The following is a 19,095-nucleotide window of genomic DNA, read 5'->3' on the forward strand; positions in this document are numbered from 1 at the left end:
GGAACTTCAGCGTGATCTCGGTCGACTTGGCCGCCATGCACTTGCCCGTCCGCAGGAAGAACGGCACGTCGGCCCAGCGCCAGTTGTCGATCTCGATCTGCATCGCCGCGAACGTCTCGACGTTGGAGTCGTCGGCGACGCCGGGCTCGGACCGGTAGCGCTCGTACTGGCCACGCACCAACCGGGACGGGTGGCAGAGCTGCGCCGACCTGAGCACCTTCACGGTCTCGTCTCGCAACCGGTTCGGCTCGAACGAGACCGGCGGCTCCATCGCCAGGAACGTCATCATCTGGAACATGTGCGTCGAGACCAGGTCGCGGATCGCGCCGGTCTGCTCGTAGAACGCGCCGCGTCCCTCGATCCCGATCGATTCCGCGGCGGTGATCTGCACGTGGTCGATGTAGCGGCGGTTCCAGATCGGCTCGAACAGGCCGTTCGCGAACCGGAACGCCAGGATGTTCTGCACGGTCTCCTTGCCCAGGTAGTGATCGATGCGGAAGACCTCGTCCTCGCGGAAGACCTCCTGGACGACGCTCGTGAGCTCCATCGCGCTCTTCAGATCGTGACCGTAGGGCTTCTCCACCACCACGCGCGACCATCCGCCCTCGCCTCGCAGGCGATGCGCGCCGATCGCGCGGATGATCGGCTCGTACGCCGCCGGCGGTGTCGCGAGGTAGAAGAGGCGGTTCCCGTTCGCGCCGATCTGACTGTCGATGCGCGCGAGCACGTCTCGCAGCTCGCCGTAGCTGCGGTCATCGGGCGTCGCGACATAGTCGATGGAGCGGGCGAACGTCGCCCAAACCTCTTCGTTGATCGGCCGCGTGCGGCTGAACTCCGCGACCGCAGCGTGGAGCTCCGCTCGGAACGCGTCCGCTGTCATCTGGCGGCGCGCGGATCCGATGACAGCGAAGCTGGCGGGCAGCAGATGTTGAAGGGCGAGGTTGTACAAAGCGGGCATGAGCTTGCGCGCAGTCAGATCGCCCGACGCGCCGAATATGACAAGACACGCTGGCTCGGGCGTGCGGGCAAGCCGCAATCCCTCGCGGAGCGGGTTGGCGAGGGTCACAGTCACTTCCTTAGCCGGCACGCCGAGCAGGTCTTCTCACTTCTTGACCGCGTGACCGCCGAATTGATTGCGCAACGCGGCCGCAACCTTCATCGCGTACGAGTCCTCTTGTCGTGAGGTGAATCGCGCGAAGAGCGAGTGTGCAAGCACCGTTGCCGGCACGTCGTGGGCGATCGCTTCCTGGATCGTCCAGCGCCCTTCGCCTGAATCTGCGACCCACCCTTTGATGTTTGCCAGATCGGGGCCCTCCTGTTCGAACGCGCGCTCCGCGAGTTCGAGGAGCCACGACCGAACCACGCTGCCCTGCATCCACACGCTCGCGACGCGCTTCATGTCGATCTGGAATTCGCTCGCATGGATCAGCTCGAAGCCCTCGCCGTAGGCCTGCATCATCCCGTACTCGATCCCGTTGTGGACCATCTTGATGAAGTGGCCCGCGCCGCTCTTCCCGAAATGCGCCCACCCGTTCGGCGGCGCGAGCGTGTCGAGCGCAGGCTTCACGATGGCAACCGCGCGCGCTTCCCCGCCGACCATCATGCAGTAGCCGACCTCGAGCCCCCAGATGCCTCCGGAGACTCCGATGTCGAGATAGTCAAGGCCGAGCGCCTTGTACTTCTCCGCGCGGCGCATCGAGTCACGGAAGTACGAGTTGCCGCCGTCGACCAGGACGTCGCCCTTCGTTGCGTATTTCGCGAACTCGTCGAGTGTGTGGTCGGTGACGTCGCCCGAGGGCACCATCGACCAGAGGACGCGTGGCGGCTTCAGCTGCTTCGCCATCTCCTCGATCGAGTAGGCGCCCGCTGCGCCCTCGGCCTTCGCTTCATCGACCGGGCCCGGGCTGCGATTTCCCGCGACAACGCGGTGCCCGCCGCGGACGAGCCGCGTGACCATGTTGCCGCCCATGCGGCCCAGGCCGTAGAGCCCGATCTCCATGCGTCACCCCCGTGGTGCGACCGAGGATATTCGGTCCGGAGGGTGTTCCTGCGGTACCGTGTGGGTCGTGACCACCGTGAGCGAGGCCGCAACGCGCCTCGATCTGTACCGTTCGCTGGCTCGTCAACTGCGCGCCGACAGCATCCGCTGTTCGACGGCCGCCGGGTCGGGCCACCCGACATCATCGCTATCCGCGGCTGACCTTGTGGCGGTGTTGCTCGCCGGCCATCTTCGCTACGACTTCGAGCGGCCGGACACGCTCGCGAACGATCACCTCATCTTTTCCAAGGGACACGCGTCGCCGCTGGTCTACGCGATGTTCCGCGCCGCCGGCGCGATCGATGATGCGGAGCTGATGACGTTCCGGAAGTTCGGCTCGCGCCTCGAGGGCCATCCCACGCCGATCCTTCCCTGGGTCGACGTCGCGACCGGCTCCCTCGGGCAGGGTCTGCCGATCGGCGTCGGCGTCGCGCTCGCCGGCAAGCGTCTCCTCAAGGCGCCGTTCCACGTCTGGGTCGTCGTGGGCGACAGCGAGTCGGCCGAGGGCTCGATCTGGGAGGCATTCGATCTCGCCGGTCATGAGGGCCTCGAGAACGTCACCGCGATCCTCGATATCAATCGCCTCGGGCAGCGTGGCCCGACCGAGCTCGAGTGGAATACGGAGGCGTACGCCACGCGCGTCCGGGCGTTCGGCTGGAACGCGATCGTGATCGACGGCCACGATCTCGCGCAGGTCGACGACGCGCTCGGTCGCGCCCGCGTGTCGGCGCGTCCGACGGCGATCGTCGCCCGCACGGTGAAGGGCAAAGGCGTCTCGTTCCTCGAGGACAAACCCGGCTGGCACGGCAAGGCTCTCGACGCGCAGCAGGCGAAACAGGCCCTCGCGGAGATCGGCGACGAGCCGTCGCGCGTGTTCGCGGTACCGAGCCCACCGGCCTGGCGACCCGCGCCGGTTCCCCCGCCAAAGGCGCCGGACCTGAAGCGCTACACCGACCCCATCGCGACGCGCAAGGCGTACGGCGAGGCGATCGCTGCGCTCGGCGCTGCGCGCGCGGACGTCGTCGCGCTGGACGCCGAGGTGAGCAACTCGACGCACGCGGAGGATTTCAAGAAGACCGCTCCCGATCGGTTCTTCGAGATGTACATCGCGGAGCAACGCATGGTCGCGGTCGCCGTGGGGATGCAGGTCGTGGGTTTCGTGCCGTTCGCGTCGACGTTCGCGGCGTTCCTCACGCGTGCGTATGACTTCATCCGCATGGCGGCGATCTCGCGCGCGGCCATCCGTCTCTCAGGCTCACACGCCGGCGTGTCGATCGGCGAGGACGGTCCCTCGCAGATGGCGCTCGAGGATCTCGCGATGATGCGCGCGGTGCACGGCAGCACCGTGCTGTATCCCTGCGATGGCAATCAGACCGCGAAGCTCGTCGCGGCGATGGCGGACCTGCGGGGCATCTCGTATATCCGGACGACGCGCGCGAACACTCCGGTCCTGTATCGACCCGAGGAGGAGTTCCCGATCGGCGGAAGCCGCGTCGTGCGCGGCGGCGATGCGGACGATCGCGTCACGGTCGTCGCCGCCGGCATCACCGTGCACGAGAGCCTGAAGGCCGCGGACGAGCTGGCCAAGGGTGGCATCAAGATCCGGGTCATCGACGCGTACTCGGTGAAGCCGCTCGACGCGGGTGGCATCGCGAGGGCGGTGCGCGAGACTGGTGGAAGGCTTCTCATCGTCGAGGACCACTGGCCGGAGGGCGGCCTCGGCGACGCCGCCGTATCGGGCCTCGTCTCACTCGGGGTGAAGGACATCGTCCTGCGGCATCTCGCGGTGCGCGACATGCCAACGTCGGGAAAGCCTGCCGAGCTCCTCGAGGCCGCCGGGATCGCCGCACGCGACATCGCCGCGGCGGTGCGCGCTCTGCTCGACTGATCGTGGCCCGCAAGATATCGCTGACGGCGCTGTCCCTCGTCGCGATCGCTTCGGTGTGCCTCGTCGATCTCCTCACCGGCCCCGACATCGGCTTCTCGCTCTTCTACCTCATCCCGGTCGTCGTGACGGCCTGGTACCTAGGCCGCGGTCCGGGTGTGGTCGTCGCGGTCTCGGGGGCCCTCGCCTGGCTCTTCGCGGACACGATGAACCGCGACGCCGTATCGCTCCCGGCCTCGACATGGAACGCATTCACGCGCTTGGTCATCTTCATCGCCATCGCGCTGCTGCTCGATCGGCAGCGTACGAATACCGCGCGTCTTGCCAGGATCGACCGCCAGCGCCAGGACTTCCTCCGCGTTCTCGACTACGAGCTGCCGCGGCCGATCGAGGCGATCGCCGAGCTCGCGAAGAAGCTCGACCGCAACACGCCGGCCCAGTCCGAGGAGCACAACACGGTGCAGGAGCTGCAGCGACGCGCGCAGGAGCTGCAGTTCCTCGCGCGCGACTTCGTATCGCTCGGGAGACTGCAGAGCGAACGGCTGCTGCTGACTCGAAGACAGTCCGATCTCAATGACATCGTTCGCGATGCCGTGCGCGCCATCGTGGACAAGCAACGCGTGATCATCACCCTCGGCGCGGAGGCGCCCATCGTCGATGCCGACGTCGATCGCCTGCGGCAGGCGATCGAGAGCGTGATCCGGAGCGCGCTGCAGCACTCGACCGAGTACGTGAACGTGGCCGTTCGGGTCGATGCGCAGTCCGCATGGGTCGATGTCAGTGACCGTTCGCGCGTGCCGCTGCGCGTCGACGATCGGGCTCTCTTCGAGGATCCCGAACGCGCTGACGACCCGCGCGCGGTCGCGGTGGCCGACCGCTTTCTCGGCCTCGAGCTCGCGCGGCTCCTCATGGAGGCGAACGGTGGATCGCTCGACATCGAGAGTCCGTCGACGCTCGGCTCGCTCGTCCGACTCCGTCTTCCGCGGACCACACGCCCGCCGATCATCCGTCCGGCGACCGCTTAGTCGCGCATACTCGCGCCGTGCTGCGCGAGCCGCTCGCGATCCCGCTGCGCGAAGCGCGCGCGCCGCTCGTGCTCGCGCTCGATATCGGCACGTCGGGGCTGCGTGTCTTCCTCTTCGACGTGCGTGGACGGCCGATCGCTCCGTTCATCGCGCACGCCGACCGGCCGGTGCGGACCTCGGCCGATGGCGAGGCCACGGTGGATGCGGAGGAGCGCGTGGGCGCAGCGTTCCGCGCGATCGACACCGTCCTGTCGGGCGCCGGTCGCCGCGCCGGCGAGATCGCGGCCGTTGCCACATCGACGTTCTGGCACAGCCTCGTCGGTGTTGGCGCGGATGGCCGTCCGACAACACGAGTGCTCACCTGGGCAGACACGCGTGCACGGAGCGCGGCCGCGATGCTGCGCCGCGAAGTCGATCCGGTCGCGACGCATGCGCGCACCGGTTGCGTCCTCCACGCGTCGTATCTGCCAGCGAAGCTACGTTGGCTTCGTGAGAACGACGGAGATGCGTACGCACGCACGAAATGGTGGATGTCGCTCGGCGAGTACCTGTATCTGCGGGTCCTCGGTGCGCGACGAGCCGGACACGGAATGGCCTCCGCTACCGGGCTCTACGACCAGCGCTCGCGCGGCTGGGATCGGCCGCTGCTTTCGCACCTCGTCGTCGGCGAGGAGACGCTGTCGCCGATCGACGACGCACCCCTTACGGCGATGCTCCCTGCCTTCGCACGACGGTGGCCCGCTCTGGCGAACGCGAAGTGGGTGCCCGCAGTCGGCGACGGGGCGTGCTCGAACGTGGGAGCGGGAGCGGTCGGTCGCGACACCGCGTCGCTCTTCCTGGGGACGTCCGGCGCGATGCGCGTGGTCTACGCGACCGACGATCCGCCGACGATCCCAGGCGGATGGACGTACCACCTCGACGCTTCGCGAGTCGTTGCCGGCGGCGCGCTGTCGAACGGCGGCAACGTGCTTCGCTGGATCGCCGATGTGTTCCCGGGCGTCGATGTCCCTCGCGCCCTGCGGCGCGCGTCAGCGGACGGACCGCTCATCGCGCTTCCGCTGCTGGCCGGCGATCGCAGCCCGACGTGGAATGACGCGGCGCGCGCCGCGGTGGCCGGCATCGGTCTCGGAACGACCGCGGACGACGTCGTGCGCGCGATGGTCGAGGGCGTCGCGTATCGCGTGGCGCGGCTGTGGGACGTCACGAGCCGCGCGCTGCCGGGCATCGAACGAGTCATCGCGACGGGCGGCACGCTGCTCGCGTTCCCATGGCTCATGCAGCTCTTCGCCGACGCCATCGATCGCCCGTTGCTCATGAGCGGGGCCGGAGAGGGTTCGGCGCGCGGCGCCGTGATCGCCGCGCTCGAGCGGATCGGCGCGGTGCCCGACCTCGCCGCTGTGCGCTCGCCGCTCGGACGAACGTTCCGCCCGAGGCCTGCTGCGCACGCTCGACTTCGCGCCGGAACGGAGCGTCAGCGGCAGTTGGAGGAGGCACTCGGCCCGCTGATGTCATGATTGACAGTGCCGTAGCTCAGAAGGGGAGAACACTTTGGAGATCCTGATCCCGCTCATCATCGTCGCGGTCATCGTCGTATTCGTCATCAGCCTCTACAACCGTCTGGTCACGATGCGCCAGCGCGTGCGCGAAGCGTGGGCCGACATCGACGTCCAGCTGAAGCGGCGCTGGGACCTGATCCCCAACTTGATCGAGACCGTGAAGGGATACGCCGCGCACGAGCGACAGACATTCGATTCCGTAACGCAGGCGCGTGCCGCCGCGATCACAGCGGCGCAGTCCGGATCGCCCGAGCAGCGAGCACAGGCGGAGACCGCTCTCGGCGCCGCTCTGGTGAATCTGCGCGCGGTCGCTGAGGCATACCCGCAACTCCAAGCGGTGCAGGAGTTCAAGGATCTCTCGGAGAACCTGAGGGACACCGAGGACAAGATCGCGTTCGCGCGCCGGTTCTACAACGGGAATGTCCGCGACTACAACACCGCGATCCAATCCGTGCCGACCAACATCCTCGCTGGGATGTTCGGCTTCACCGCCGAGCAGTATTTCGAGATGGCCGACCCGGCCCAGCGTGAAGTCCCGAAGGTGTCGTTCAGCTAGCCGGAGTGGCCGCTCCGCAGTCCCGGCTCAACATCTACGACGCCGCCGCCGCGAACCGCTGGCGCACCGTCGCGCTCATCACGGTGTTCACAGGCATCCTCATCGCCCTCGGCTACGTCGTCGGTGAGGTGTTCACGCCGGGAGGCGGCGTCGCGATGATCCCCGCGGCGCTCGGTCTCTCCGGCGTTTCCGCCACGGCGTCGTACTTCGCCGGCGACAAGCTCGTCCTCGCACAGAGTCAGGCACGTGAGCTGGCGCCCGGGGAGGAGCCGCAGCTGCGGAACGTTGTCGAGACCCTTTCGATCGGACTCGGCATCCCTCCACCGCGTATCTATGTGATCGATGACACGGCGCCGAACGCGTTCGCCACGGGCCGCGACCCCAAGCACGCCTCCATCGCGGTGACGCGCGGGTTGATCGACAAGCTTGACCGCACTGAGCTGGAAGGCGTGATCGCACATGAGCTCTCGCACGTCGGCAATCACGACATTCGCGTGATGCTCCTTGTGACCGTCCTCGTGGGGACCATCGCGCTCCTTTCGGACTGGATGTTCCGATCCTTCGCGTGGGGTGGCGGACGCCGCGGTCGCGACCGTGGCGGCGGCGGGATCATCCTGATCATCGCGATCGCGCTCGCGATCCTCACGCCGATCATCGCGACCTTGATCCAGCTCGCCGTCTCCAGGCAGCGCGAATACCTAGCCGACGCGTCAGGCGCGCTGCTCACGCGGTTTCCGCCGGGCCTCGCGAGCGCGCTGCGCAAGATCGCCGCGGACAAAGAGGCGCTCGAGGTGGCCAACAAGGCGACCGCATCCCTCTACTTCGCGAACCCCCTGAAGGACGCGCCGCGCGCGATGGATGGGCTCTTCGATACGCACCCGCCGATCGCGGAGCGCATCCGCCGTCTCGAGGCGATGTGACGGCGACGACGCCGCCTGGCGACGGCGACTCGCCGAAGCCGCCGGAGTTCATCGGCCCGCAGGCACCCGATGGGCCGCGCGCTCCCGACGGGCCGCGCACGAGCAGCACTGCGCTCCCGCTCAGCTCCGCTGGGATCATCGCCGTTCTGCTCGTTGTCGCGGCGATCGGCGGAGGCCTCGCGGTCGGCACCATCGCGCGACCGAGTCCCTCGCCCCGTCCCACGCCAACTCCGTCGCCGGCTCCGACGCCGACACCTCAGCCGACGACCGACCCGGCCGTGTTTCGGCAGACGCTCTCGAGTGGCTGCGCGACGGAGCAGGGACTCTGGGTCGTCTCGAACGGCGGCGGGCTCGTTCGCTACAACGGAAAGGACTGGGTCCAAGTGGACGGCACGCTGCGCTCGCTCACCCAGACGTCGTGCGACGCGGGGACGTTGTACGCGGTCGGTCCGGTCGGTGCGGTGCTCATCCTCGACGACCGCGCGCGCCAGATCCAATCGTTCGACGTGACGCTCGAGGATCTGCGGGGCGTTGCCGCGATGCCCGAAGGGGCGATGGTCGCGGGCACGCACGGAACGGTGCTGTTGCTGTCGGGCGGGGCCTGGCAGCCGTACGCACGCGGCCTCGAAGAGGACCTGAACGCGCTCGTCGTCTTCGAGCTGCAGTCTGCGTGGGCGGTGGGCTCGCAGGGCATCAGTTATCGCTTGGAAGCGGCGGGCTGGCGCTCGATACCGACGGGGGCCACGGTCGAGCTGCGAGCAGTGTCCGCAACGAGCCCGCAGAGCGCGATCGCTGCCGGCGACGAAGGGACCCTTCTCGTCTTCGACGGTTCGTGGAAGCAGGTGGAGACCGGAGTGACTGCGAACCTGCGCTCGATCGGGCGACTTGGCAGCGCCGAATGGATCGTGGGCGATGCCGGGACCGTGCTCATCCTTGACGCGGCCGGAGGCGATCACACAGTGCCAGGCATCAGGCCGCCGACCAAGTTCGATCTCGGGACGACGTGTGATCTGCGCAACGTGTTCGTAAGCGGCCAAGACGTTTGGATCATCGGCGGCCGCGGTGGGGTGTCGGGAGTCTGGCGCATCCGCGGCGGCAAGGTCGCCGAGCGCTGGGGAGAGTGCTGACGATCGTTGCCCGACTCTCGTTCGCGGGTGTGCTCGCGGTCTCGCCACATGGTCCGTCTGTCGCTCCTCACTCCGCGCCGCTCCTAAACTTCGCGGATGCCTCAGCCTCCGCTGGATGGGATCCGTGTTCTCGAGGTCGGTAACTACATGGCGGGTCCGTTCTGTGGCATGCAACTCGCGGATCTCGGAGCCGACGTCATCAAGATCGAAGATCCGCGCGGCGGCGACCTGTCGCGTCGGCTCGAGCCGATCGTGGACGGTGAGAGCGGCAACTTCGTGCGGCTCAACCGCGGCAAGCGGAGCGTCGCCCTCGACCTGAAGCAGGAGGCGGGCGCCGGCATCTTCCGCCGCCTTGCGGAGCGCGCCGACGTCATCGTCGAGAACCTGCGGCCGGGCACGATGCGCGACCTCGGCCTCGAGCCACAGGGCCTCCTCGACGCAAACCCTCGTCTCGTGTACGCGGCGGTGACCGGCTGGGGTCTCGATGGGCCATACGCCGATCGTCCGGCACTCGACATCATCATCCAGGCGATGAGCGGCCTCATGAGCGTCACCGGCGAGGAGGGCGGCGCGCCGGTCAAGGTCGGCGTGTCGATCTCCGACCTCGTCGCTGGCCTCTACGCGACCATCGCCATCCTCGCTGCGCTCAGCGTCCGTCAGCGCGACGGCCGCGGGCAGCTCGTCGACATCTCGATGTACGAATCGTCGGTGTCGCTCGCGGTCTGGGAGGCCGGACAGTTCTTCACGACCGGCGAGATCCCTCGCGCCGCGGGCTCCGCGCACAAGCTCATCGGCCCGTACCAGGCGGTGCGTGCGGCCGACAGGCACTTCGTGCTCGGGGCGACCACCGCGCCGAACTGGCATGGGTTCTGTGCGGCGCTCGGGCTCGAGCGAATCGAGCGAGACCCGCGCTTCGCGGACGGGACGCTCCGCCGCCGCAACAAGGCAGAGCTCATCCCGCTCATCGAAGAGGTCACCGCCACGCGCCCGGCAGCGCATTGGCTTTCGGTGCTGCGAGCGGCGGGCGTTCCGTGTGGCGAGATCCAGGACTACAGCCAGGTCTTCACCGACCCGCACCTGAGGGAGCGCGGCTTCTTCGTCGATCTGCCTCACGCGAAACTCGGTACGGTGCGCGCGCTCGGGACGCCGCTGCGTCTGCGCTCTTCGCCGGCGCGCATCGAGCGCGCGGGCCCAATCCTGGGCCAACACTCGGCTGAGGTGCTGCGCGAGATCGGTCATTCCGAGGATGAGGTGCGCGCGTTCGTCGCGCGTGGCACCGTGGCGGCGGCATGAGCGACGTGCTCGTCGAGCGCCGCGGCGACGTCGTGTGGCTCACCTTCAACCGGCCCGAGGCGCGCAACGCGATGACGTTCGCGATGTACGAGCGCATGGCCGAGGTCGCTCGCGAGGTCGACGCCGATCGTGCCGTGCGCGCGCTCGTGCTGACCGGTGCGGGCGGCGCGTTCGTCTCCGGCACCGACATTTCGCAGTTCAGCGGATTCGCGCGGGAGAGCGACGCTCTCGAGTACGAAGCGCGGATGGACGCTTGGATGAGCGCGCTGGAGCACGTGCGCGTTCCGACCATCGCCGCGCTTCGCGGCCCCGTCGTCGGTGGTGGCGCGGCGATCGCGGCGGCGTGCGATCTGCGCATCGCCGCGCCGTCCGCACGCTTCGGCGTGCCGGTCGCGCGCACGCTCGGCAACTGCTTCTCCATGGCCAACCTCGTGCGGCTGTCGTCGCTCGTCGGCGTCGCGCGGGTGAAGGAGATCGTGTTCACGGCGCGCCTCCTCGATGCGGAGGAGGCCCTCCACATCGGTCTCTACCACGAGGTCACGAAGGATGAGGACGCCCTCGTGTCACGGGTGGACGAGCTCGCGCGGACGATCGCTTCGCATGCGCCACTCACGCTTCAGGCGTCGAAAGAGGCGCTACGTCGGATCCGCGACCGCATGCTTCCGGAAGAGAGCGCCGATCTCATCCTGCTCTGCTATATGAGCCGCGACTTCCGCGAGGGCGTCCAAGCGTTCATTGAGAAGCGAAAGCCGGTCTGGACGGGCGAGTGAGTTACTTCCATGAGGTGCAGCCACTGCGGCAGCAGCGGCTCATCGCCGTCATCTTGAGCGTCGTTGCGGTCATCGTGCTCGTGTCGCTGCTGAGCTCGGGCGCAGGCACGTTGCGGACCGCGGTCGTCACCTTGGGCGCGCTCGGTCTCGTCGCCGCGCTCCTTCTTGCTGCGAGCCTGGAAACGACCGTCGACCGCGAGGCGATCACGGTCGCCTTCCACTTCCTCTGGCCGAAGCGGCGGATCCCGCTGTCGGATGTACGGAAGGGGGAGGCGACGAAGTACAGCCCTCTTCTCGACTACGGCGGCTACGGGGTGCGGCTCGGCTTTCATGGTCGGGCGTGGAGTGTGAGCGGCGATGAGGGTGTGCTGGTGGAGGCGAATGACGGCTCGCACGTCATGATCGGATCTCAGCGTCCGAAAGAGCTCGAGGCTGCGATCGAACGCGCGAAACAGCAGCAAGAGGGCCACCCCCCGGGGGCGGGCGCATTAACGCACGTCGCGCTGGAACGTGACGCGAAGGGGTCAATCCCGTTGCGGCTGGTTTTTGGGACTTGACGCAGAGGAGCGCCCGAAATTGAATGCCACCATATGAATAACGCTACGTGGTCCAAAGCCTTCGCGTTCATTGGTCTGACCGTCATGGGGCTCGCGCTCGCGTACTACTCGACTTCGATCGCGACCGCAGGGGTCGCCGGCATCAAGCTTGGCACTGACAACGGTGATGTGCTCTCCGTCGGGAGCGCGGCGCTCATCGTCGGCATCGCCATGGCTGCCGTGTTCGCGTATCTCGCGGTCACGCAGATCCGCGGCATCAGCCGCAAGGCCTAGCCCAAAGCCGCAGCCACGACCGCGCGCGCCCGCCTAGGAGTGTGGGTCAGCGTCGCGCTGCCAGATCGCGAGGTCGTGCGCGAACGTCACGCGCCACGGATCGAGCTCCTGTAGACGCGCCACCCACGGCGCGTACTCCGGATGAGGTGATCCGGCGCGGTCCAGCATCCACGCGTACAGGGCACGCGCGTACTCCGCGGCGTCGGAGAACGCCTGGCCCGCGATGACGATGCGGCCTTCCTGGGTCTCGATGACGAACGACTGATGACCAGCGGTGTGACCGGGCGTCGGAATGATGTGAACACCGGGCGCGACCTCGGCTTCCTCACCGTCGAGCACCTCAAGGCGCGCGTCGGGAAAGGCGATCGTCCTCTCGGGCAGCGAGTAGTCGAGGGTCGTGCTTGCGGTGTCGCGCTCGACCCGTTGCACGAAGATGGGCACGCGAGGGAAGCGGAAGTTGTTGCCCGAATGGTCGATGTGCAGGTGACAGTTGGCGACGGCGCGCGTGTCCTCGGGCCGCAGCGACGCCTCATGCAGCACGTCATCGAATGGCCGGATGACGGGATGGAAGAGCTCCTCGGCCTTCGCATGGCCCGCCACGAGTCCGGTGTCGAGCAGGATCGGGCCCGAAGGGTGGCGGACGAGGAACGCGTCCACGACGATCGCGGCACCCTGCAGGTGGGGCGCGCGCGGGAAGTCGAGCGGCACGGTGTAGTGCCCCATGTGCAGACGGATCACGTCGCGCGCGCGCAGCATCGCTACCCCGTGCGTAGGCGCGGGTCCAGCGCATCCCGAAGCGAGTCACCGAACAGATTGAAGCCGAAGACCGCCATGCTGATCGCGACCCCAGGCGCGATCGCGAGCCACGGTGCCTGTTCGAGGAACTGCATGCCCGCGCCGCGGAGCATCAGTCCCCAGGATGCCGTGGGCTCGAACACGCCCAGGCCGAGGAACGACAGCGATGCCTCGAGGAGGATGGCCTGGCCCAGGAAGGCGGTGAGCATGATGAGATATGGGGCGAAGACGTTCGGCGCGATGTGCCGGAACATGATGCGGATCGCGCCCGCTCCGACCGAGCGCGTCGCCTCGATGTACGGCATCTGCACGATGCTGAGGGCGCTCGAGCGCACCACGCGCGCCACTCGCGGGACGATCGGCACGGTGATGGCGGCGATGACGTTGGCGATCTTGTCCTCGCCCGTCCCGAGCGCCGCGACCACCGCGATCGCGATCACGATCAGGGGGAACGACAGGAGGACGTCCATGAGCCGCTGGATGATCTGGTCGGTGCGTCCACCGAGGTAGGCGCTCGCGACCCCGAGCACGAGGCCGAGCGTGCACCCGACGAGCGACGCGCTGAATCCGACCAGGAGCGCCGTCCGCGAGCCGAAGATGACCCGCGAGAAGACGTCGCGGCCGAAGTTGTCGGCGCCGAGGAGATGCTCAGGCGAGGGCGGCTTGAGCAGATCGGGGAAGTTGATCGCGGTCGGCTCGTACGGGGCGACCACGTCGGCGAACGCGGCAGCGAGGAGCATGATGATGATGAGGGCGGCCCCCGCGGTTCCCAGCGGCCGTCGACGGATGAAGTCGGCCCAGAAGCGGACGAACCGCCGCCGGCCCGTGGACTCGAAATAGCGGCGCTTCGCGATCTCCTCGGCGGACGACGTCGTGCCCGAGACGTTGCCGGGCTCGGTCTCGATCATCTACGCGTATCGGATCCGCGGGTCGAGCACGACGTAGATCATGTCCACGACGAAGTTCACGATCACGAAGACCGCTGCCAGCAGCAGGACGAGCGCCTGGATCAGCGGGTAGTCGCGGTGCGCGACAGCGTCGACGAGGAGCTTGCCGATCCCGTTCAGGTTGAAGACCTGCTCTGTCACGACGAGGCCGCCGATGAGGAACGCGAACTCGAGGCTCACGACCGTCACGACCGGCAGCAGCGCGTTGCGGAGCGCGTGCCGGACCACGACGAGCGTCTCGCGCAGTCCCTTGGCGCGCGCGGTGCGGACGTAGTCTTCGCGCAGGACTTCCAGGACCGTCGAGCGCGTCATGCGCATGGAGACGGCTGAGTAGCGGTAACCCACCGCGATCGCGGGCAGGATGAGCCCGGCGAGGTTCGCGACCGGATCTTCGAAGAGTGGTGTGAAGACCACCGGAGGCGCCCAGCCCCACAGCGTCAGCGTGACGAGGACCATCATGATCCCGATCCAGAAGCTGGGCATCGCGAGACCGCCGATGCTGAACACGCGGATCGCGTAGTCGACCCAGGTGTCCTGCTTCACCGCGGCGACGACGCCGAGGGGGATCGCGAGCGCGACGGCAAAGAGCGTCGCCAGGATGGCGAGCTCGATCGAGAGCGGCATGCGGACCTGCACCTCATCGACGACCGAATGCCCGGTCCACAGCGACTGCCCCAGGTCAAGGTGCGAGATGGAGGTCATCCAATCGACGAACTGCGCCCACATCGGCTTGTCGAGGCCGAGGATGTGGCGTTCTTGATCGATGATGTCCTGCGGGACGCTCGACCCGGCATAGCGGAGCGCGACGATATCGCCGGGCACGGCGCGCATGATCACGAAGGTGAGGATCGCGACCCCGATGAGGGTAGGGATCATCAGCAGGAGCCGCCCGACGATGTAGCGCCGCATTCGCGCTAGTGTCGGGCGGCCCCCGCTAGTGCGCTAATCCGCTACTTCTTCGCCACCCAGACTGTTGTCAGGTCCTGGTTCGTGTAGTGGTTCGAGCCGATCTTCCAGCCGCGAACGACGCTCAAGTACGGAATGATCCGGTACCACCAAAGCACCGGGTACTGATAGGCCATCTCGTCCATCGCGTAGCGCTCGATGTCGCCGACGAGCTTGACGCGCTTGGCCGGGTCGGTCTCGCGGCTCTGCGCGTCGATCATCCCGTCGAGCTTGGTGTCGTCGTAGTACGCGAAGTTGAGTCCCTTACCGGCCTTGCTTGCGGACCAGAACTTGGCGAGCTGAAGGTCCGGCTCGTCGAGGAAGTCGCAGTTGAAGTCGAGCGCGACCTCGAACGTGCCTGCGCGGAGATCCGCTTGATATGCGGACGTCTCCTTGACGTCGTGTGTCGCCGTGATGCCGACCTGCTTCCATTGATCGATGAGGTAGACGGCGACGGGCTCGTACGGCGTCTGGATGTTGCGGTTGAGGAACTTGAACGAAAGATTCGGCACTCCGGCGTCGGCCAGCAGCTTCTTCGCCGCGTCCTTGTTCGCCTTGGCGTCCTTGCCGAAGCCGGCGATCTTCACCAGGTCGGTGTCGCTCTCGGCGAACGGACCCTTCGGGCGCATGAGCCCGCCGACGTCCTTCACGATCGTCGTCTTCGAGAGCGCCTCGCCGCCTCCCCAGCGGTCAACCGCGAGGGTCAGCGCGCGGCGCACGCGCGGGTCGTCGAACGGCTTCTTCGTCGTATTCGGCACGACGTAGTTCACGCAGATCCACGGCGCTTCTTGGATCGCGAGGTCATTCGGCAGCGAGCGCGACAGGTCGTCGCGCTGTGAGGGCGTGAACCCGCGGAACTCGATCATCGCCTGCTTGCTGCGGATCGCGGTCACGCCGGCGTTGGCGTCGGTGATGATGAGCGCCTTGTAGGCGTCAAGGTACGGAAGCTTGGTGCCGTCCTTGTCCTTGCCGAAGTAGTCGGGGTTCTTCTTGCCTTTCCAGTCCTGGCCCTTGGTGTTGCCGTCGTAGAGGAAGGGACCGGTACCCATGATGTTCTTCTCGTAGAAGTGGATGTCGGCCTTGAGCTTCGCCGCGCTGTAGATGAAGTTCCACGGCGATGCGAGGTTGGTCAGGAACGAGGCCGACGGGTACTTCAGCTTGAAGTCGACGGTGTATTTGTCCGTCGCGTTCACCGCGGATACGACCGCGTACGCGCCCGCGCGGGGCGAGAGCACGCCGGTCGGCGGGAAGATGATCTTGTCGTAGGTCGCCTTGATGTCCTCGGACGTCATTCCGGTCCCGTCGTGGAACTTGACGTCCTGGCGCAGCTTCACAGTGACCGTCATCTTGTCGGCGGAGACCGCGGGCTGTTCGGCGGCGACGTCCGGGATCACCTTGGTGAGGTCGTTCGGGTCGAATTTGTATAACAGGCTGTAGTGCGGCGCGATCGGATGTAGCAGCGCGAATGTCGTCTCGCGATGTCCGTCGAACGACGGCGGCTCCGCGTTCACGATGAACGTGAGCGTGCCCCCGGATACCGGTTTCTCGCCTCCTGCGACAGAAGGCGCGACCGTTGTCGTCGGCGGTTTGGCCGCCTGGGTGCAGGCGGCGAGAACCAGAGCGAGAGCGATAACGGGCGCGATTCGCGAACGAAGCACGGCTTCCACCCCCTTGGCGCGGAAATGTACTGTGCGTGGCGGAAAGACGGTACCGCGAAGCGACACGGACTACGAGACTCGTACCGCCGCCTGGCGCCCCTGGATCACCTCTTCGTAGACGCCGACGAGCTGAGCGGTGACATGCGACCAGTCGAATTCGGGCGCGCGCCTCGCGCCCGCCTCTCCAAGTCGTACGCGCAGAGCAGGGTCGCAGATGAGGCGCTCCAGCGCCGCCGCGATGGCCTCGGGATCCTTTGGTTCGACCAAGAGCCCGGAAACATTCCGCTGTACGACACGCTTGTAGCCGTGGATGTCGCTCGCCACGACCGGCAGGCCTGCGGCCATCGCCTCGAGCAGCACGATGCCGAACGACTCCTGTCCGGTCGACGGAGCGCAGAAGATGTCGGCGGTCTTGTAGAAGCGCGCCTTGTCGATGTCGTCGACGCGGCCGGCGAACAGCACGTCCTGCAGATGGTTGTCGTGCACGAATCGTCGTAGCTTCCCGAGCTGCGGCCCCCAGTTACAGATGATCAGTCGCGTGTCCGGATACCTGGGTTTGAGCTTCGCATACGCCTGCAACAGATACATCGCGCCCTTGCGCGGCTCGAGCCTTCCGACGAAGAGGATGTTCGCCTTGCCGTCCCTGAACTCTGGGAACGGCCGCGCATTCGCGTAGAAGTCGACGTCGACGCCGTTCGGGATGATCCGGTAGTTGCCCGGGAAGTACGCCGAGATGAAATGCCGAGCGGCGCTCGACACGCAGATCTTCTCGTCGAGCTTGTTCATGTAGCGGTCGAGCGCGATGCGGCCGGCCCAGTACGACACGGAGAACCCGCCGAAGGCGTGGAATGTCGCGACGTGGGGGCACTTCGCGGAATCGAGGATCTGGAACGAGAGGAACGGCACGAACGGCTCGTGGTGATGGATGATGTCGAACTTCTCGCGTTCCAGCATGCGCGATACGAGCCACTCGAGGCGCAGTGAAAGCGTCACGCGACCGATGCTTCCGTTGAAAGGGACTGCGATCGCCTGACCCACCTGGATCACGTCGCGCGCGGGCGGGTCGTCGCCCCACGGCGCGGTGATGATGCGCACCTCATGTCCCATGTCGCGGAGGCGCTCGTAGGTCTCGCGGATGTGCGCGTTCGCGCCACCGGGCCGCGGATACGCATACGGGGACACGATCCCGATCTTCATTTTTTCCGGATCCGTCTCCTCGCGCGCTTCACTGGATCGCGCACCATCGAACGCCACTGCTGCAAGGCGACCCCGTCCAGATGCTCGCCGAGCGTCCAGTGTCGTCCGTCCGGCCGCGTCGCGCGATCGGCGATGGCCCGCCGCAGGGCGGCACTGTCTGTTCCAGCGAACTCGGTCCAGGTCGTACCGACCAGGTTCGCGTGGTGGGCGTCGCTCGAACCGGTCTCGGCGACGTGCAGCACCTTCTCGTTGAGCCAGACCGAGCGCGCGGCTCGGACCCGGCCCGCGTAGGACGGATTGCGCGTCTCGATCCCGTCGATATGCACGAGCGGATCGGCCGCGGCGGCCAGCGCGCGGAGTGCCCCCTCACCGACCGAGAACGTGAGGTAGGAGAGCGGGTGCGGCACGATCGCCACGCCACCGGCGTGATGGATGCGCGACACCGTGTCGGCGACCGAGGCGAACATCTGGATCTCCTCTTCGATCCAGAGCGCGAGCAGGTGACCCGAGCGCGTCGTGACCTCGACGCCCGGGACGATCTCCACCGGGCTCGACCGGCGTGCCGCGATGTCGCGCAGCAGGAAGGCGCCGCGGATGTCGTCGTGGTCGGTGAGCGCGATGATGTCGAGGCCCGCGCGCTCCGCCGCGTCGAGGATCGCCTCCGGCGATGCGAGTCCATCACCAAGGTCGGAGTGCAGCTGGAGGTCAGCGCGTCCCACGCCAGAAGTCCTCGAACACGGTCCACTGCTCTGGAGCGCTCCGAACGTAGCGCTCGAGCACGCGCGCGAATCGCTGCACGCCCTCGCGAACGTCGGCGGAGCGGTCTCCCGTATTCGGGATCTCGAGCGGTGGCTCGAACCGCGCTGTGAGCACGCCGTCGCCGCGCCCGGCGAACGACGGCACGAGCGGCGCGCCGGTGCGCATCGACAGCACGACCGCCGCGGACGGCAAGAGCGCCGGCCGTCCGAAGAACTCGACCCGCTCGCCAACGCCGGTGACCGCGCGGTCCGCGAGGATGCCCAGCACTTTGCCCTCGCGGAGGAAGCGGAAGATGCCCAGCGCCGAGTCCGTATTGATGAGCTGCAGGCCGGCGCCGCCGCGCGCTCGGTTCACTGAGCGCTGGAATTCAGACGTCGCGACCTCTACGGGCAGCGCGACCGGGTATCCGTGCGCGAGCACGATCTGTCCCACGAAAGATACCGGCCCCAGGTGAGCGCTGGCCAGGATCACGCCTTTTCCCTGTTCGTACGCGTGGGACACATGTTCCCAACCATCGGCCCGCACCTCGGCAAGGAGCTTCTTCGGATCCGTACTCGGGATCGAGAAGATCTCGACATAGTTGCGCGCCTGCTCGACGAACACGCGACGCACAGCGCCGTTGCCGCTCCGTCCCGGTGAGATGACGGCGAGGTTGCCGCGGACCGCGCGCCTCGCGCCGGGCGCCGCGAGAAAGGCAAGCGTGCCGATGACCTCGGCGAACGGGCCGACGACCCCCCTCGGCATGAGGGGCAGGGTGCGCTCCGCCGCGCGGGAGAGCGCTCCCGTCAGCATCG

General features: G+C 67.4%; 19 protein-coding genes. 10 read left to right on the forward strand and 9 right to left on the reverse strand.

All coding sequences use genetic code 11. From position 1 onward, the window contains the following. Positions 1-1,087, reverse strand: a 1,087-nt coding sequence (gene zwf / locus VI056_11200) for a glucose-6-phosphate dehydrogenase (protein ID HEY6203596.1), incomplete at its 3' end; no start/stop codon positions are given. Positions 1,088-1,102: 15 nt separating this feature from the next. Then, positions 1,103-1,999 carry a decarboxylating 6-phosphogluconate dehydrogenase gene (gnd, locus tag VI056_11205; protein ID HEY6203597.1) on the reverse strand — a complete coding sequence of 299 codons (897 nt, stop codon included), beginning with the start codon at positions 1,997-1,999 and terminating at the stop codon, positions 1,103-1,105. A gap of 67 nt (positions 2,000-2,066) precedes the next feature. On the opposite strand from gnd, the gene VI056_11210 reads away from it, so the two are divergent. The 10 genes from VI056_11210 to VI056_11255 all read left to right on the forward strand — a co-directional run bounded on the left by VI056_11210 (position 2,067) and on the right by VI056_11255 (position 12,000). Next, positions 2,067-3,926, forward strand: coding sequence for a transketolase (locus VI056_11210; protein ID HEY6203598.1), 1,860 nt, complete (start codon positions 2,067-2,069; stop codon positions 3,924-3,926). Between the two features lie 2 nt (positions 3,927-3,928). Then, positions 3,929-4,948, forward strand: a complete 1,020-nt coding sequence (locus tag VI056_11215; GenBank protein HEY6203599.1) for a HAMP domain-containing sensor histidine kinase — start codon at positions 3,929-3,931, stop codon at positions 4,946-4,948. Positions 4,949-4,965: 17 nt separating this feature from the next. Further along, positions 4,966-6,462, forward strand: coding sequence for a gluconokinase (locus VI056_11220; GenBank protein ID HEY6203600.1), 1,497 nt, complete (start codon positions 4,966-4,968; stop codon positions 6,460-6,462). A gap of 34 nt (positions 6,463-6,496) precedes the next feature. Next, positions 6,497-7,060, forward strand: coding sequence for a LemA family protein (locus VI056_11225; protein ID HEY6203601.1), 564 nt, complete (start codon positions 6,497-6,499; stop codon positions 7,058-7,060). Positions 7,061-7,065: 5 nt separating this feature from the next. After that, positions 7,066-7,980, forward strand: a complete 915-nt coding sequence (locus VI056_11230) for a M48 family metallopeptidase (GenBank protein HEY6203602.1) — start codon at positions 7,066-7,068, stop codon at positions 7,978-7,980. Then, positions 7,977-9,107 (forward strand): hypothetical protein, encoded by a 1,131-nt coding sequence (locus VI056_11235; GenBank protein ID HEY6203603.1) that lies wholly within the window; start codon positions 7,977-7,979, stop codon positions 9,105-9,107. Before VI056_11230 ends, VI056_11235 begins: the two co-directional genes overlap by 4 nt. A gap of 96 nt (positions 9,108-9,203) precedes the next feature. Beyond that, positions 9,204-10,400, forward strand: coding sequence for a CoA transferase (locus VI056_11240; GenBank protein HEY6203604.1), 1,197 nt, complete (start codon positions 9,204-9,206; stop codon positions 10,398-10,400). Beyond that, positions 10,397-11,170 carry an enoyl-CoA hydratase/isomerase family protein gene (locus tag VI056_11245; GenBank protein HEY6203605.1) on the forward strand — a complete coding sequence of 258 codons (774 nt, stop codon included), beginning with the start codon at positions 10,397-10,399 and terminating at the stop codon, positions 11,168-11,170. Before VI056_11240 ends, VI056_11245 begins: the two co-directional genes overlap by 4 nt. A 14-nt stretch (positions 11,171-11,184) precedes the next feature. Beyond that, entirely contained in the window at positions 11,185-11,727 is a 543-nt protein-coding gene (locus tag VI056_11250) for a hypothetical protein (GenBank protein HEY6203606.1), read from the forward strand. A 33-nt stretch (positions 11,728-11,760) separates the two neighbouring features. Then, positions 11,761-12,000, forward strand: a complete 240-nt coding sequence (locus tag VI056_11255; protein HEY6203607.1) for a hypothetical protein — start codon at positions 11,761-11,763, stop codon at positions 11,998-12,000. Between the two features lie 33 nt (positions 12,001-12,033). On the opposite strand, the gene VI056_11260 is transcribed toward VI056_11255, so the two are convergent. From VI056_11260 to VI056_11290, 7 genes are all read right to left on the reverse strand, one after another. After that, complete coding sequence (locus VI056_11260) at positions 12,034-12,756, reverse strand: MBL fold metallo-hydrolase (GenBank protein ID HEY6203608.1); 723 nt, start codon at positions 12,754-12,756, stop codon at positions 12,034-12,036. A gap of 2 nt (positions 12,757-12,758) precedes the next feature. After that, positions 12,759-13,703, reverse strand: coding sequence for an ABC transporter permease (locus tag VI056_11265; protein ID HEY6203609.1), 945 nt, complete (start codon positions 13,701-13,703; stop codon positions 12,759-12,761). After that, positions 13,704-14,651, reverse strand: a complete 948-nt coding sequence (locus VI056_11270; protein HEY6203610.1) for an ABC transporter permease — start codon at positions 14,649-14,651, stop codon at positions 13,704-13,706. A 41-nt stretch (positions 14,652-14,692) separates the two neighbouring features. After that, the gene (locus VI056_11275; GenBank protein HEY6203611.1) at positions 14,693-16,345 is read right to left on the reverse strand and encodes an ABC transporter substrate-binding protein; all 1,653 of its coding nucleotides are present in this window, start codon (positions 16,343-16,345) and stop codon (positions 14,693-14,695) included. Positions 16,346-16,414: 69 nt separating this feature from the next. Then, on the reverse strand, positions 16,415-17,542 hold the full coding sequence (locus VI056_11280; GenBank protein ID HEY6203612.1) for a glycosyltransferase family 4 protein: 1,128 nt from the start codon (positions 17,540-17,542) through the stop codon (positions 16,415-16,417). Next, complete coding sequence (locus VI056_11285; GenBank protein HEY6203613.1) at positions 17,539-18,261, reverse strand: PHP-associated domain-containing protein; 723 nt, start codon at positions 18,259-18,261, stop codon at positions 17,539-17,541. Before VI056_11285 ends, VI056_11280 begins: the two co-directional genes overlap by 4 nt. After that, on the reverse strand, positions 18,248-19,045 hold the full coding sequence (locus VI056_11290; protein ID HEY6203614.1) for a lysophospholipid acyltransferase family protein: 798 nt from the start codon (positions 19,043-19,045) through the stop codon (positions 18,248-18,250). The genes VI056_11285 and VI056_11290 overlap by 14 nt, the downstream gene beginning before the upstream one ends. Positions 19,046-19,095 lie beyond the last annotated feature (50 nt).

The organism is Candidatus Limnocylindria bacterium (assembly GCA_036523395.1).
GTDB lineage: Bacteria > Chloroflexota > Limnocylindria > P2-11E > P2-11E > CF-39.

Bases quoted from the DNA above. Each gene is read 5' to 3' on its own strand.
- VI056_11240 (HEY6203604.1), top strand. From the start codon at position 9,204: ATGCCTCAGCCTCCGCTGGATGGGATCCGTGTTCTCGAGGTCGGTAAC.
- gnd (HEY6203597.1), bottom strand. From the start codon at position 1,999: ATGGAGATCGGGCTCTACGGCCTGGGCCGCATGGGCGGCAACATGGTC.
- VI056_11260 (HEY6203608.1), bottom strand. From the start codon at position 12,756: ATGCTGCGCGCGCGCGACGTGATCCGTCTGCACATGGGGCACTACACC.
- VI056_11255 (HEY6203607.1), top strand. From the start codon at position 11,761: ATGAATAACGCTACGTGGTCCAAAGCCTTCGCGTTCATTGGTCTGACC.
- VI056_11290 (HEY6203614.1), bottom strand. From the start codon at position 19,045: ATGCCGAGGGGGGTCGTCGGCCCGTTCGCCGAGGTCATCGGCACGCTT.
- VI056_11245 (HEY6203605.1), top strand. From the start codon at position 10,397: ATGAGCGACGTGCTCGTCGAGCGCCGCGGCGACGTCGTGTGGCTCACC.
- VI056_11270 (HEY6203610.1), bottom strand. From the start codon at position 14,651: ATGCGGCGCTACATCGTCGGGCGGCTCCTGCTGATGATCCCTACCCTC.
- VI056_11265 (HEY6203609.1), bottom strand. From the start codon at position 13,703: ATGATCGAGACCGAGCCCGGCAACGTCTCGGGCACGACGTCGTCCGCC.
- VI056_11280 (HEY6203612.1), bottom strand. From the start codon at position 17,542: ATGAAGATCGGGATCGTGTCCCCGTATGCGTATCCGCGGCCCGGTGGC.